Consider the following 14,765-nt stretch of genomic DNA (forward strand, 5'->3'; position numbering starts at 1 on the left):
GGGGGAAGAACTCGTACCAGGCGCCGTACAGGGCGCGTTCGCGTTCCACGAGCAGCGGCAGCGGCTCGGACGCGGTCACCAGCTCCCGCAGCGGATACCGCGCGAGGACCGCCTCCACCTCCGGCGTCAACGCCGCCGCCAGCCGGGTCGCCACGGGCAGCGTGTCGTCGCGCAGCACGTCGGCGGCGGCCTGCACGGTGGTGCGGAGGCGGCCCTTGGGCGCCTTGGCCGCGGCGCGGGAGTAGAGCTCGGCGCCCTCCTCCAGGACCGTTCCGGTGTCCAGGCCGGCGGGGACCTTGATGCACGCGTGGTGGCGCCAGGTGGCGACCGGGTCGCTCCACGCCTCCACGGTGTAGGTCCAGCGGCCCTGCGTGCCGGGGGTCACGTCGGCGCCCCAGCGGTCGGTGCCGGGGGCCAGTTCCCGCATCGGCGTCCACGGACCGCGGCGGCCCTTCGGGTCGCGCAGGACGACGTTGGCGCCGACCGCGTCGTGCCCCTCGCGGAAGACGGTGGCGGTCACCTGGAAGGTCTCGCCGGGCACGGCCTTGGCCGGCCGCCTGCCGCCGTCCACGGACGGCCGGACGTCGCGGACCGGGATCCGGCCGATGGCCGGGGTCGAACTCATCTGTCACACACCTCCGCCGAGCTGGAAGCCGGGCCCACCGCCCGGCTCGGGAACCACAAGGGGTCGTCCGTGTTGCGCCGGACGGGGGTCACGGTCCCGCCGGGGACCGTGGAGGGACGGACGCCGCCACCGCCGGGGGGCCGCGGTGCGGGCCACCGGTGGTGCGCGCCCGCGCGTCCTGTTCCTGCAAATAGGTCATGAGGTTGCTGCGCAGATAACGTTCGGCCGCCTCGGCCGCCTCGCGCGCGCAGCGCTTGCCCATGAGGACGCACAGCGTGTAGCCCGAGTCCTCGAAGGTCGTGCGGACCGAGCGGTCCGTCGGCGACGCGAGCATCAGGCGTTCCCACGCCCGATACCGGCGCAGCTGCCGAGAGACTTCTGCTTTGGCTGGAAGAAGCATGTCACTCATGGTGCACATATGACCACTTTGCGTCTTGTTGGATCTTCAAACGGGGCGCCGCGTGATCGTGTCGGTCGTCTCGTGTTGCACGAATGGCGTAGCGGGCTCAGTGTGGTGGTGACTCAGAAGCGATCGCCGCTCACGCTTCGTGTTCGGGGCTCGGCCGACGGCCGAGAGGAATCGGGAGCTTCGCCGGTGAGGAGCCAACGACGATGAAGACCGCAGTACCTTGCTACTACCACCTCGACGTGGAAGTGAGCCCCGCGCGTGTCGGGCAGGTCGGCCGCATCCTGGCCGCCCATCTGCGCCTGTGGGACCTGGAGATCCTGGTCGAGCCCGTCCGTCAGGGTGCCGAACTGCTGCTGGGCGCCATCGACGAGCACGCCACGGACAAGCGCGCCTCGATCGAGATGTGGTGGAACGGCCAGCACGTGATCACCGCCATCGGCGAAGAGGACCAGGACCTCCGTCCCGACCAGGACCTGCGCGGCTGCCTGGCCCATATCGCGGCGACGAGCGACGGCTGGGGGTGCTGCGCCTCCGACACCGGCAGCAAGATCATCTGGTTCTCCCAGCGGGTCCGCAGCGCCGAACGCGCGCCACTTGTGCCCACGGCGCCCTCGCCCACCCTGCGCGAGGTGCTCCAAGTGCCCAGAGAAGTCCCGGTGGCCGCGCTGGCCGCCCCGGCGAGACCGATGGACGGCTCGCTGGAGGAGGCCCGGTGACGGCGCGACGACGCCGAAAAGGGGTGCCCGTCTGGAACGGGCACCCCTACCCGTTGGGTGCCTCCTACGACGGCGAGGGCACCAACTTCGCGCTGTTCAGCGAGGTCGCCCACCGGGTCGAACTCGCCCTCGTCGACGACGACGGCACCCACCGGCTCATCCCGCTGACCGAGGTCGACGGCTTCGTGTGGCACTGCTATCTGCCCGGCGTCGGCCCCGGCCGGCGCTACGGCTTCCGGGTGCACGGCCCCTGGGACCCGGCCCTCGGCCACCGCTGCAACCCGGCCAAGCTGCTGCTCGACCCGTACGCCCGCGCGATCGACGGGCAGATCGACAACCACGCCTCGCTCTACGAGCGCACCCCGGGCCGGCCGGACCCCGGCGACAGCGCCGGGCACACCATGCTCGGGGTGGTGACCGACCCGCACTTCGACTGGGGCGACGACCGCCCGCCGAACCGGTCGTACGCCGACAGCGTCATCTACGAGGCCCATGTGCGGGGCATGACCCGCGCCCACCCGGACGTGCCGCCGGAGCTGCGCGGCACCTACGCGGGACTCGCCCACCCCGCGGTCGTCGAGCACCTCACCTCGCTGGGGGTGACCGCCGTCGAGCTGATGCCGGTGCACCAGTTCGTCCAGGACGGCGTGCTGCAGGACCGCGGCCTCGCCAACTACTGGGGCTACAACACCATCGGTTTCTTCGCGCCGCACAACGCCTACGCCGCCCACGGCACGGGCGGCGGGCAGGTGACCGAGTTCAAGTCGATGGTGAAGGACCTGCACGCGGCCGGCCTCGAGGTGATCCTCGACGTCGTCTACAACCACACCGCCGAGGGGAACGAGAACGGCCCCACGCTCTCCTTCCGCGGCATCGACAACGCCTCCTACTACCGCCTGGTGGACGGCGACTGGGCGCACTACTACGACACCACCGGCACCGGCAACAGCCTGCTGATGCGCCACCCCTACGTGCTTCAGCTGATCATGGACTCGCTGCGCTACTGGGTGACCGAGATGCATGTCGACGGCTTCCGGTTCGACCTCGCGGCCACGCTGGCCCGGCAGTTCCACGAGGTCGACCGGCTCTCGGCGTTCTTCGACCTGATCCAGCAGGACCCGGTCATCAGCCGCGTCAAGCTGATCGCGGAGCCCTGGGACGTCGGCGAGGGCGGCTACCAGGTGGGCAACTTCCCGCCGCTGTGGTCGGAGTGGAACGGCCGCTACCGCGACGCCGTACGGGACTTCTGGCGCGCCGAGCCCGGCTCGCTCGGCGAGTTCGCCTCCCGGCTCACCGGCTCCGCGGACCTCTACGCCCACCACCGGCGCCGGCCGCGCGCCAGCGTCAACTTCGTGACGGCGCACGACGGTTTCACCCTGCGCGACCTCGTCTCCTACAACGACAAACACAACGAGGCCAACGGCGAGGGCAATCGGGACGGCGAGAGCAGCAACCGCTCCTGGAACTGCGGCGCCGAGGGCGAGAGCGAGGACCCCTCCGTCCTGGAGCTCCGCGCCCGCCAGCAGCGCAACCTGCTGGCCACGCTGCTGCTCTCCCAGGGCATCCCGATGCTCTCGCACGGCGACGAACTCGGCCGCACTCAGGGCGGCAACAACAACGCCTACTGCCAGGACAGCGAAGTGTCCTGGATCGACTGGGCGCCGGGCGAGGAGCAGCAGGCCCTCAAGGACTTCGTCGCCCGGCTGATCCGGCTGCGCGCGGCCCACCCCGTGCTGCGCCGGCGCCGCTTCTTCCGCGGCGAGAGCGCCACGCGCGCCGAACGCCCGCTGCCGGACCTGGTGTGGCTGCGGCCGAGCGCCCGCGCGATGACCGAGCGGGACTGGCAGCGCGCCGACGCGCACTGCGTCGGCGTCTTCCTCAACGGCGACGCGATTGCCGAACGCGACCCGCACGGTGGGCCCGTGGTGGACGACTCGTTCCTGCTGCTGTGCAACGGGCACTGGGAGCCGGTCGACTTCAAGCTGCCCGGCCGCGCCTACGGCGAGCGGTGGACCGCGCTCATCGACACGGCCGACCCGCAGGCGACGCCGGACGAGACCGAGTTCAAGGCGAGCGCGGTGACGACGGTGAGCGCGCGCAGCCTCTTGCTGCTGTCCCGTCCTCCGCTTCGTCGTGGCTGATCGCGCAGTTCCCCGCGCCCCTTCAGGGCACGGCCGCACGGATGCGCCCTGAAGGGGCGCGGGGAAATGCGCGACAAGCCACGACGCACCCGCAGCCGCTACGCCCGCCGAGCGGACCCGCAGGGAAGGCCGGCCGGGCTCGCGGCCCGTTCCCGCGCCGGGTGCGGGCTCACGGCTCCTGGCGGGACGTCACCGTGAACTGCGCCCCGTCACGGTCGCGCAGCACGGCCTCCTCCGCGCCCTTGCTGAGCACGCTCCCCCCGTGCTCCTCCGCGGCGCGCGCGCAGGCCGCCACGTCGGCGACGGAGAAGTGCACCTGCCAGTGCGGCCGGATCGACGGGTCCGGCGCGGCCTCCAGCGCCCCCGACTCGATCCGCGCCACCGGGTCACCGAAACTGCGCAGTACGACCTCGCCGCCCTCGTACACCACCTCGCAGCAGCCCGCCCCGCCGGTGGCCCAGTCGAGGACCTCGCCGTAGAAGATGGCGGCGTCGAACGCGTCGCGGGTGTGCAGCCGGATGAACGCGGGTGCCGAGCTGCGCCAGCTCTCCCAGTCCGAGGCCAGCTCGCCCTCCCAGACCCCGAACGTGGCGCCGTCCCGGTCGGCCAGCAGCGCCGCGCGGCCGGGCGTGAGCGAGATCGGGCCGACCGCGACGGTGCCGCCGCGCTCCCGCACCCGCGAGGCGGCCTCGTTCGCGCTCGGCACGGCGAAGTACGGGGTCCAGGCCACCGCCATCTGCCACATGGCCGCCACGGCGGCGATGCCCGCGACCGGCCGGCCGTCCGAGAGGGCGACCCGGAAGTGCTCGCCGAGCCGCGCCGGACGCCAGGTCCAGCCCAGCAGGGCGTGGTAGAAGTCCATCGTCGCTTCCAGGTCCCGGCTGGTCAGGCTCACCCAGCAGGGGGCGCCGAACATCGAAGGGGTGGACATGAAGTCCGTCGCGGCGGGGCGTGTCGCGTCTTGGTTCATGGCAGTCGCGTCCTGGTCTCGTCGGCCGGCCGACGCCGGTCCTCACCCCCCAGTGTCCGACCGGAGGCCGGGAGAACGCCTGCCGAGTACCCCCGCGGCGCGGCCGAAACGGTGTTCGGGCACGGGTGGCCTCAACCGGCCGGGTGAGGACGGCAAGGGCGTGGCAGCAGTTCAGGACCCGCCCTGGACCGGTGTGCGGCCGTTCGGGTGAGAGGGCGGGGCTTCTGGTGCGGCCGGCCGCACGCCCCCGCCGCCGCGGCGAGCCGGCTCCGGCGGCCCGCCGTCGGCGGAGGTCACTGCGGCCGCTCCGCGAGCAGTTCCTCGCGCAGCCGCGCGAAGCACCCGCTGAGCAGCCGCGACACGTGCATCTGGGAGATGCCGAGCTGCTCGGCGATCCGGCTCTGGGTCATGCCGCGGAAGAAGCGCAGGTAGAGGATGGCGCGCTCGCGTTCGGGGAGACGGTGCAGGCACGGTTCGACGGCGGCGCGGTCGACCACGAAGTCGAAGCCGGGATCGGGTGCGCCCAGGGCATCGCTCAGCGCGTAGCCGTCGGTGCCGGGCACCTCCGCGTCCAGGGAGAGCGCGGAGAAGCACTCCAGCGCCTCCATGCCGATGCGCACCTCCTCCTCCGTGAGCTGGGCGCGGTCGGCCAGCTCGGCGACGGTCGGCGCGCGACCGGACAGCTCCGGGCCCAGGTCCCTCGACGCGTTCCGCACCCGGTTGCGCAGGTCCTGTACGCGGCGCGGCACGTGCAGGGTCCACATGTGGTCGCGGAAGTGGCGTTTGATCTCACCGGTGATCGTGGGCACGGCGTACGCCTCGAAGGCGTGGCCGCGGCCGGGGTCGTAGTGGTCGACGGCCTTGACCAGACCGAGAGCGGCCACCTGGTACAGGTCCTCGAGCGATTCGCCGCGGCCGCGGAAACGCATGGCGATCCGCTCCGCCATGGGCAGCCAGAGCTCGACCAGTTCGTCCCGGAGCGCGCGGCGCTCGGGGTCCTCGGGTAGCTCGGCCAGCCGGGCGAACGCCGCGGCGGTGTCGGGAGCGTCGTCGTGGGGATGTCGCTTCGTACGGGTGGCGACACTCATCGTGGCCGCCTCCTCGGGGTGCCGGACGGGCAGGGCATCGCGGGAGGGGGACGGCGCGGACCAGGCGGGGAACGCCCGGAGCGGTCGGCCGACCGGCTCCCACGGGCGTGCCTCCAGTCCGAAGCACTCCCATGCGCCTGCCCCGCGCCTCCGCTCCGAAACAGGGGCGGGTCAAAAGGTGCGGAAAGGCATTTGGCGGAAACGCGTACATGCGGGCTGTGTGGCTGGTGATCTTGACCTGCCTTTGGGAGAGATACCTCTGTAACAGAGCTAATCTGTCCATGTGACGAACACCGACACGCCCCGGTACGACCCGGCCGCCCCGCCACCTGCCGAGCTGGACGCGTTCCCGGACGAACTGGCGGACGCCCTCGTCGGGGTGCACCGGCTGATCCGCCGCCGGCTGCGCGGCCAGGTGGTCCAGCCGCGGCTGCGCGGCGCCGAGGTCGAACTGCTGCGCCTGGTGGAGTCCCGGCCCGGTATCGGCATCTCCGAGGCGGCCAGGGAGCTGTTCCTGGCCGGCAACTCGGTGTCCACCCTGGTCAACCAGCTCTCCCGGGACGGGTACCTGATCCGGGAGACCGACCCCGCCGACCGGCGGGCGGCGCGGCTGGCGCTGACCCCCGCCGCCGAGGAACGGCTCGGCGACTGGCGCCGGCGGCGCGCCGAGCTGGTCCGGCACCAGGTCGTCCGGCTCGACGAAGCCGACCGGGAGGCGCTGCGCGCGGCCGTCCCGGCCCTGCGCAGGCTCGCCGCCCAGTTGCACGAGGAGGCCGAGGAATCATGACCGCCGCCCATTCCGCCGACACCCCGCTTTCCGCCGACACTCCCCTTTCGGCGGACACCCCGCTGTCCGCGGACACTCCGCGCACCGCCGACCCTGCCGCACCCGCCCACGACGCCGTCAGCTGCACCGGACTCGCCTACGCCTTCGGCGAGACCAACGCGGTCGACGGCCTGGACCTGTCGGTGCGCGAGGGCGAGATCTTCGGCCTGCTCGGCCCGAACGGCGCGGGCAAGACCACCGCGATCCGCTGCATGACCACCCTGCTGCCCGTCCCGGCGGGCATGGTGCGCGTCTTCGGCCTCGACGCGTCCCGCGAGCGGATGGGGGTACGGCGCCTGCTCGGCTATGTGCCGCAGCAGCTGTCCGCCGACAGCGGCCTCACCGGCCGGGAGAACGTCGCCCTGTTCGCCCGGGTCTTCGACGTGCCCCGCAAGGAGCGCGCCGAACGCGTCGCGCAGGCCCTCGCCGCCGTCGACCTCGCCGACGCCGCCGACCGGCTCGCGAAGACGTACTCCGGCGGCATGGTGCGCCGGCTCGAACTGGCCCAGGCCCTGGTCAGCGCGCCGCGCCTGCTGATCCTCGACGAACCGACGATCGGCCTCGACCCCATCGCCCGCACCGGCGTGTGGGAGCACATCAACGCCGTGCGCGCCGCCACCGGCATGACCGTCCTCGTCACCACCCACTACATGGATGAGGCCGACCAGTACTGCGACCGGGTCGCCCTGATGCACCGCGGCCGCATCCGCGCCCTCGGCACCCCCGACGAACTCCGCGAGGGGCTCGGTGAACGCCGCCGCGCCGAGGGCGCGGCCCAGGACACGCTGCCCACGCTGGAGGACGTCTTCCGCGATGTCGCCGGCAGCGGCCTCGACGACCAGTCAGGAGATTTCCGCGATGTCCGAAGCACCCGCCGTACCGCGCAACGCGTCGGCTGACCGCGCCCGCGAGCAGGGGATCGCGCTGCTGCTCCAGCCGCCCCGGCCGCGCTCGGGCTGGCGGCTGGTGCCCGCCCGGGTCGGCGCGATGTGCGCCGTCGAACTCCAGAAGCTGCGCCACGACCGCACCGAGCTGTACACCAGGGCGGTGCAGCCGGCCCTGTGGCTGCTGATCTTCGGTCAGACCTTCACCCGGATCAAGGCCATCCCCACCGGCGGCATCCCGTACATCGACTACATGGCGCCGGGCATCATCGCCCAGTCCGCGATGTTCATCGCCATCTTCTACGGCATCCAGATCATCTGGGAGCGCGACGCGGGCGTCCTGAACAAGCTGCTGGTCACGCCCACTCCACGCTCGGCACTGATCACCGGCAAGGCGTTCGCGGCCGGGGTGAAGTCGCTGATCCAGGCGATCGTCGTCATCGTGATCGCCGCGGTGCTCGGCGTGGCCCTGACCTGGAACCCGCTGAAGCTGCTCGGGGTGGCGGCGGCCGTCATCCTCGGATCGGCCTTCTTCTCCTGCCTGTCGATGACCATCGCCGGCATCGTCCTCAGCCGGGACCGCCTGATGGGGTTCGGCCAGGCCATCACCATGCCGCTGTTCTTCGCGTCCAACGCCCTCTACCCGGTGGCCGTGATGCCCGGCTGGCTCCAGGCCGTCAGCAAGGTCAACCCGCTGAGCTACCAGGTGGACGCCCTGCGCGGCCTGCTGCTGGGCACGCACGCGCACCTCGCGCTCGACTTCGGGGTGCTGCTGGTGGCCGCCGCGGCCGGCATCGCGGCGGCCTCCTCGCTGCTGGGCCGTTTGGCCCGTTGATCTTCATCACTTCGACGTGATGTGCGGCACGCGCGTCCGAGCGCGCTCGGCGCGCGCCGCCGTGTTCTTCCTGCGCACGGCTTGATCACCGATCAAAGCGGGCGAAGTGCCTGGCCACGGCGCATTCCGCTCATTTGACAGTGCGATCGGCCCACAGATAGGAAGCAACTTCGAGAGGTCGAAGGGTGGATTGTGTACGAGCCGAACGTGGTCGGGGACTGGCAGGAGTACGACGAGCATGCCGGTCTGCGTGTCCGCGTCCACAGCCTGGAGGCGGCCGAGCCGCCCCGTGGACGTGACGACGCGGCCGCCGGGCTGTCGTACTTCCGGCTGCGGGTGACCGTCGAGAACCGCGGCGCCAAGCACTACGGCATCCTCCTCGAGGACGGCCAGATCGACGTCCGGCTCGGCTCCGACGGCGAGGGCGCGTTCATCGACTGGCGCAACTCGCAGTTCATCGAGGGCTTCGACGTCTACCCGCTGCGCCGCGTCACCGCCGTGCTCTACGCCGCCGGTCCCGAGGCGGGGCTCGCCCAGGTCGACGTGCAGATCCAGCTGAAGGTCGACGAGGACTGGACCGAGCGACGGCTGTGGGCGGGCGGCGTCGGGCTGAGCGAGGACCCGGTCGGCGCCGGGGCCCCGGCCGCCGGCTGTGGCGGGCTGGCCCACCAGATCAGCAACTACCTCCGCGACCAGGCGGAGCCGGGCACGGCCTGAGTGGTTACGGCCCGAGCGGGCGCGCCACCCGCCGGGACACCGGCACGGACGGCGCGCGCCCCGGCGGCGTGCCTCAGTGCGGGATGCCGTCGATGATCTCGCGGGCGCCCTGCCGCAGCAGCGCCACCGCGACCGACGTGCCCAGCGTGGCCGGGTCCAGCGGCCCCGCCCATTCGTGCGCGTTCAGCCGGGTCTTGCCGTCCGGGGTGAACACGCAGGCCCGCAGGGACAGTTCACCGGTGCGGTCGACCCGGGCGTAGCCCGCGATGGGGCTGTTGCAGTGGCCCTGGAGCACATGCAGGAACATGCGCTCCGCGGTGGCCTCGCGGTGGGTGTCGGGATGGCCGAGCCCGCTGACCGCGTCGATCAGGTCGGCGTCCCCCTCACGGCACTGGAGGGCGAGGATGCCCGCGCCGATCGGCGGCATCATCGCGTCGGCGGACAGGACCTCGGTGATCACGTCGCGCCGGTCGATGCGCTCCAGGCCGGACACGGCGAGCAGCAGTGCGTCCGCCTCGCCCGCGGCGAGCTTCTCCAGCCGCCGGTTGGCGTTGCCGCGGAACGGCACGCATTGCAGGTGCGGATGGGTGGCCGAGAGCTGGGCGATCCGGCGCACCGCGGAGGTGCCGATCCGGGTGCCCGCGGGCAGCTCGTCGAGCGTGAGCCCGCCCGGGTGCACCAGCGCGTCGCGGATGTCGTCCCGCTCCAGGAACGCGGCGAACACCGTGCCGGCCGGCAGCGGTCGGTCGGCGGGCACGTCCTTGACGCAGTGCACCGCGAGGTCCGCCTCCCCGGCGAGCAGAGCGGCGTCCACCTCCTTGGTGAACGCGCCCTTGCCCTCGACCTGCGCCAGGTCGCCCATCCACCGGTCGCCGGTGGTCTTCACCGGCACGACCTCGGTGCGTACTTGGGGGTGCAGGACGGCCAACTCGGCGCGCACGCGCTCGACCTGAGCCAGTGCCATGGGGGAGTCGCGGGAGACGATACGGATGAGTTCCGGGACGGACATGACGGACACCATAGACCCACCGAGGGGGCCGCCGTGGCCACACCGCCCGTTCCCCGCGGCGCTACCCGGACTCCAGCACCATGTGCACCGAGCGGCGGCCGTGCCCGTCCGCGGCCACCGCGGGATCGGCGACGCGGCCGTCGACCAGGCAGGACCGCACCCGGCTGCCGCCTCCCGACAGCGTGATGTCGAGGACCAGGTCCCGGTGGCGCAGTCCGCGCAGGCTCACCTCGCCCCACCCGGCCGGCAGGCACGGCCGCAGCCGTACGGGGTCGGGGGCGGGGTCCAGCCCGAACAGCCCCTCGTGGACCAGCCGCAGATATCCCGTGGCCGACCAGGTCTGGTCGGGCTGCGAGACGAAGTGCTCCGCCCGGCCGTCGGCGCCGGTCTGCCAGCCCCCGTCGACCGCGCCGTTCAGGGAGTCGTAGAGCTCGTGGAAACCGCCGCTGCCCGCCACCAGCGCGGCGAGGGTGGTGACCGAGCGGGCGAAGCAGCCGGTGCGGCCGGTCCGCGCGGCGGCCAGCCCGAACAGGGCGTGGACCACCGGCCACACCATCACGTTGTGCCGGCCCGGCCGGGCGTCGTCGAAGCGCGGGAAGTGCGGCCAGACGTTCACGATGCCGTACGGCTGCCAGTGCGCGCCGTCGACGAGCCGCCGGGCCCGGTCCTCGTCCGCGACGCCGCACAGCACGGCGAAGGCCAGCCCCGCGCCCTCCTGCGAGGTGTCGAGCCGGCCGTCGTCGTGGCGCAGATAGGCGTACGTGCCCGCGTCCGGCCGCCACAGCCCGTCGTCGATCGCGGTGCGCAGCGCGGCGGCCTCGGCGCGCAGGGTGCCCGCCGGCCGGCCGAGGGCGTCGGCCATGTCGGCGAGGGCGCGATGGGCGCCGTGGTAGAGGCAGTTGGTGGACAGGCACGACAGCCGGTCCGCGCCCGGGTGGTCGAGCACGAAGGAGGAGCGGACCTCGGGGGAGAAGGGCGGGCTCGGGTAGCCGGAGATGCCGTCGTTGAGGAAGCCGGGGCCGCGGAACAGCCCGGTGGAGGCGTCGAAGTCGTCGGCGCGGCGGGCCGCGAGGGTGTGCACGGCCGTCTCGTACGCCGACGCCAGGAACGACCGGTCGCCGGTGACCCGGTAGTGGTGCCAGGCGGCCGGGATCCACACGACCTGGTCCCACCACTGGTCGTCCTGCTGGACGATCAGCCCGTCCGGGCCGCGGTCGACCACCGACCACAGGGTGTTGCGACCGAGTCCGGGCGCGAGCAGGCTCACCCCGGCCCACGCGTTGACGGCCGCGTCGCGGGTCCAGCGCTGCGGCGCGGGATACCCGCCGCCTGCCCGTACGAGCGTGCCGGGCGGGTGACGCAGCAGTCCGGACCGGTCGTAGACCGCGGGGTCGGCGGCGATGGTGTTCACGCCGAACACGTCGGTGAGCGCGGCGGCGTAGGGCGCGGCGAGACGCGCGTGGACGGCGGGGTCGGTGAAGCTCAGCACGGGGCCGGGGTACCGCTGCCCGGTCCCCGCCGCCCAGGCCCCGACCGGCGCGGCCGCGCCCAGCGCGGCGGCCACCACGGCCCGCCGCGACCACCGTCCCGCGTACGTCACGCGCACTCCTCCTCGTCGGCGGGGCCATGATGCTCCCTCAACCTGGGCGTGGCGCCGGCCCGCGTCAGCCGGGCGGCTCCGGCAGGTCGGCCGCCGACTCCTCCGGGGTCAGGTCCGGGCGCAGGCGTCGCCAGGACGGCTGTCTGAGCAGGCCGTCCCGGGTGCGCGTGGTGTACGCGACCTCGCCGACCAGCCGGGGCAGCACCCAGCGCGCGCCCGCCACGGCCGGGACCGGGGCGAAGGGGCAGACGCCGGTCTCGGCGGCGTGCAGCAGCGCGGCCAGCTCCGTGCGCTCCGCCTCGCTCCAGCCGGTGCCCACGCCGCCGACGTAGCGCAGCCGGCCGGCCGCGCGCTGGCCCACCAGGACCGCGCCCGGCAGCCCGGACAGGCGGCCCCGGCCGGGCAGCCAGCCGCCGACGACGACGTCCTCGGTGCGCAGGTTGCGGATCTTGATCCAGGCGCGGGAGCGGACGCCGGGCTCGTACCCGGAGTCCAGCCGCTTGCACACCAGTCCCTCCAGGCCGTGCTCGCGGGTGGCCCGCAGGGCCTCGGCGCCGTGGCCGACGAGCGCGCCGGGCGTCGACCAGTGCGGGCCGTCGAGGCCGAGCTCCTCCAGCGCGGCGCGCCGCCGGCCGTAGGGGCGGCGGAGCAGCGCCTCGCCGCCCAGGTGCAGCACGTCGAACAGCACCAGGTGGACGGGGACCTGTGCTGCGCGGCGGGCGGCCCGGGCGGGGGAGTGGGCGAGGCCCATCCTGCCCTGCAACAGCTGGAAGTCGGCGCGCCCCTCGGCGTCGACGGCGAGCACCTCGCCGTCCAGGATCGCGGGCGTCGCCCCCAAGGCCGTGCCCAGCGGCGTCAGTTCGGGATAGGCGGCGGTGATGTCCGCGCCGGAACGGGCCCGCAGCAGGACGCTGCCGTCGCCGGGCAGATAGACCACCGCCCGCTGGCCGTCCTGCTTGGTCTCGTAGGCCCAGCGGCCGTCCTGCGCGGGGGGTGGCAGGGGGCCGGGGGTGGCGAGCATGGGGGCGATCATCGGCAGGTCCATGGCAAAGGTGTGACCGGGTTGCCGCGGATCACTCGGTCCGGCGCGGGGGTTCGCCTGAACGGGGTCCCGCGTGGGACTCGGCCCGGGCGGGGCTCGGCCCGCGTGGGGGTCGTGCCGCCGTGCGGGTGCGTGGTGGTTGCTCGCGCGGTTCCTCGCGCCCCTTGGGGGGTTGGGGGTCGGTGCCCCGTTAGGGGCGCGGGGAACTGCGCGCTCGGCCCCCACCGGCCGGTGGTTGTGCACGTGCGGGTGCGTCGTGGTTGCTCGCGCAGTCCCTCGCGCCCCTGGGAGGGGTTGGGGGTGGGCGCCCGTCAGGGGCGCGGGGAACTGCGCGATGGGGCCCCACCGGCCGGTGGCCGTGCGGGGCCCGGGGCTGGACGAGGTCAGGCGACCGGGGCCGTCTTCGGCTCGGGCGCCGGCTCGCTGGGCACGGCCGCGGCATCGGCACGGCGCGCCGGCAGGAAGGACGCGAGGACGAGCGCGAGCAGCGCCGCACCCCCGCCGACCGCCATGACCGTCTTGAAGCCGTTCTCCGAGGGCAGCGACTGACCACCGAGGTTCATGGTCATCTGCGCCAGGATCACCCCGGCCACCGCGCTCGCCACCGACGTGCCGATGGACCGCATCAGCGTGTTCAGGCTGTTCGCCGCGGCCGTCTCGGACGGGTCGACGGCGCCCATGATCAGCGCCGGCATGGCACCGTACGCGAAGCCGACGCCCGCGCCGATGATGCAGGCGCACAGCATCAACTGCCACACCTCGGACATCAGCACGATGTTCAGCCCGTAGCCCACCGCCACGATCAGCGCGCCGATCATGAGCGTGACCTTCGGGCCCCGCGACTTGGTGACGGCCGCCGACAGCGGCGCGAACGCCATCATCACCAGGCCCTGCGGGGCCATGATCAGGCCGGCGCTCAGCATGGAGCGGCCGAGGCCGTAGCCGGTCTGGGTGGGCAGTTCGAGCAGCTGCGGCATCACCAGCGACATCGCGAACATCGAGAAGCCGAGCGCGATCGAGGCGAGGTTGGTGAACAGCACCTGCCGGCGCGCCGTGGTCCGCAGGTCCACCAGCGAGTCGGAGGTGCGCAGTTCGAAGACGCCCCACGCGACGAGCACGATCACCGCGGCCGCGAACAGGCCGAGCGTCGTCCCGCTGCCCCAGCCCCAGTCCGCGCCCTTGGAGACGGCGAGCAGCAGCGAGACCAGACCCGCCGCGAGGCCGATCGCGCCGACCACGTCGAAGCGGCCGCCGCTGCGCACCGCGGACTCGGGCACCAGCACGAACACGGCGACGAGGGCGACGAGGCCGAGCGCCGCCGCGGTCCAGAACAGCCCGTGCCACTCGAAGTGGTCCGCGATGAAGGCCGCCGCGGGCAGGCCCATCGCGCCGCCGACGCCGAGCGAGGCGCTCATCAGGGCGGTGGCGCCGGGCAGCCGCTCGACGGGCAGCTCGTCGCGCATGATGCTGATGCCCAGCGGGATGGTCGAGGCGGAGAGGCCCTGCAGCGCGCGGCCGATGATCAGCGGCGTGATCGAGTCGCTGAGCGCGCACACCGTCGAGCCGACGACCAGCAGCACGATGCTGAACAGCAGCATCCGGCGCTTGCCGAACATGTCCCCGAGCCGCCCCGCGACCGGGGTGACGACGGCACCGGCGAGCAGCGTCGCGGTCACCGCCCACGCGGTGTCGGAGGACGGCGCGTTCAGGTACGTCGGCAGCTCCGGGATGATCGGGATGATCAGCGTCTGCATCAGCGAGACGACGATGCCGGACAGGGCCAGCACCGCCACCACGGCGTTCGGCCGGGGCGCTACGGCGCCCGGGGCCTCGTCGGGTCTGGTGACGGCGTCGGACATGGCGGACCTCCGGAGACTCGGAACAGGAACCAGGAGAAACAACG

Annotated in this window: 14 protein-coding genes; 6 read left to right on the plus strand and 8 right to left on the minus strand. The window is 73.3% G+C overall.

What is annotated here, in order from left to right; genetic code table 11:
• Window positions 1-625: maltotransferase domain-containing protein (locus tag WN71_RS27815; RefSeq protein WP_046588870.1), on the minus strand; the 625-nt coding region annotated here is incomplete at its 3' end.
• 88 nt (window positions 626-713) lie between these two features.
• Window positions 714-1,025, minus strand: coding sequence for a DUF5133 domain-containing protein (locus WN71_RS27820; RefSeq protein ID WP_046588896.1), 312 nt, complete (start codon window positions 1,023-1,025; stop codon window positions 714-716).
• 212 nt (window positions 1,026-1,237) lie between these two features.
• Between WN71_RS27820 and WN71_RS27825 the strand changes: the two genes are divergently transcribed.
• Together WN71_RS27825 and glgX are read left to right on the plus strand one after the other, a co-directional pair.
• A complete protein-coding gene (locus WN71_RS27825) occupies window positions 1,238-1,750 on the plus strand; it encodes a hypothetical protein (RefSeq protein WP_046588867.1) in 513 nt (170 codons plus the stop codon).
• The gene (gene glgX, locus WN71_RS27830) at window positions 1,747-3,891 is read left to right on the plus strand and encodes a glycogen debranching protein GlgX (RefSeq protein ID WP_206300159.1); all 2,145 of its coding nucleotides are present in this window, start codon (window positions 1,747-1,749) and stop codon (window positions 3,889-3,891) included. The genes WN71_RS27825 and glgX overlap by 4 nt, the downstream gene beginning before the upstream one ends.
• 169 nt (window positions 3,892-4,060) lie before the next feature.
• On the opposite strand, the gene WN71_RS27835 is transcribed toward glgX, so the two are convergent.
• Together WN71_RS27835 and WN71_RS27840 are read right to left on the minus strand one after the other, a co-directional pair.
• Window positions 4,061-4,861 (minus strand): VOC family protein, encoded by an 801-nt coding sequence (locus WN71_RS27835; protein ID WP_046588863.1) that lies wholly within the window; start codon window positions 4,859-4,861, stop codon window positions 4,061-4,063.
• 293 nt (window positions 4,862-5,154) lie between these two features.
• Window positions 5,155-5,949 (minus strand): RNA polymerase sigma factor SigF, encoded by a 795-nt coding sequence (locus tag WN71_RS27840; RefSeq protein ID WP_046588860.1) that lies wholly within the window; start codon window positions 5,947-5,949, stop codon window positions 5,155-5,157.
• 283 nt (window positions 5,950-6,232) lie between these two features.
• Here WN71_RS27840 and WN71_RS27845 point away from each other — a divergent pair, with 283 nt between their 5' ends.
• The 4 genes from WN71_RS27845 to WN71_RS27860 all read left to right on the plus strand — a co-directional run bounded on the left by WN71_RS27845 (window position 6,233) and on the right by WN71_RS27860 (window position 9,211).
• A complete protein-coding gene (locus WN71_RS27845; protein ID WP_046588848.1) occupies window positions 6,233-6,736 on the plus strand; it encodes a MarR family winged helix-turn-helix transcriptional regulator in 504 nt (167 codons plus the stop codon).
• A complete protein-coding gene (locus tag WN71_RS27850; RefSeq protein WP_240529790.1) occupies window positions 6,733-7,674 on the plus strand; it encodes an ATP-binding cassette domain-containing protein in 942 nt (313 codons plus the stop codon). The genes WN71_RS27845 and WN71_RS27850 overlap by 4 nt, the downstream gene beginning before the upstream one ends.
• On the plus strand, window positions 7,634-8,494 hold the full coding sequence (locus WN71_RS27855; protein WP_046588845.1) for an ABC transporter permease: 861 nt from the start codon (window positions 7,634-7,636) through the stop codon (window positions 8,492-8,494). Before WN71_RS27850 ends, WN71_RS27855 begins: the two co-directional genes overlap by 41 nt.
• A 192-nt stretch (window positions 8,495-8,686) precedes the next feature.
• Entirely contained in the window at window positions 8,687-9,211 is a 525-nt protein-coding gene (locus tag WN71_RS27860) for a hypothetical protein (protein WP_046588843.1), read from the plus strand.
• Between the two features lie 73 nt (window positions 9,212-9,284).
• On the opposite strand, the gene hemC is transcribed toward WN71_RS27860, so the two are convergent.
• The 4 genes from hemC to WN71_RS27880 all read right to left on the minus strand — a co-directional run bounded on the left by hemC (window position 9,285) and on the right by WN71_RS27880 (window position 14,721).
• Window positions 9,285-10,220 (minus strand): hydroxymethylbilane synthase, encoded by a 936-nt coding sequence (gene hemC, locus WN71_RS27865; protein ID WP_046588892.1) that lies wholly within the window; start codon window positions 10,218-10,220, stop codon window positions 9,285-9,287.
• Between the two features lie 61 nt (window positions 10,221-10,281).
• On the minus strand, window positions 10,282-11,820 hold the full coding sequence (locus WN71_RS27870; protein WP_046588841.1) for an MGH1-like glycoside hydrolase domain-containing protein: 1,539 nt from the start codon (window positions 11,818-11,820) through the stop codon (window positions 10,282-10,284).
• Between the two features lie 64 nt (window positions 11,821-11,884).
• Window positions 11,885-12,865, minus strand: a complete 981-nt coding sequence (locus WN71_RS27875; protein WP_046588839.1) for an ATP-dependent DNA ligase — start codon at window positions 12,863-12,865, stop codon at window positions 11,885-11,887.
• Between the two features lie 380 nt (window positions 12,866-13,245).
• Window positions 13,246-14,721, minus strand: a complete 1,476-nt coding sequence (locus tag WN71_RS27880; protein ID WP_046588837.1) for an MFS transporter — start codon at window positions 14,719-14,721, stop codon at window positions 13,246-13,248.
• Window positions 14,722-14,765: the final 44 nt, after the last annotated feature.

Source organism: Streptomyces mangrovisoli (assembly GCF_000974985.2).
Taxonomy (GTDB): Bacteria; Actinomycetota; Actinomycetes; order Streptomycetales; family Streptomycetaceae; genus Streptomyces; species Streptomyces mangrovisoli.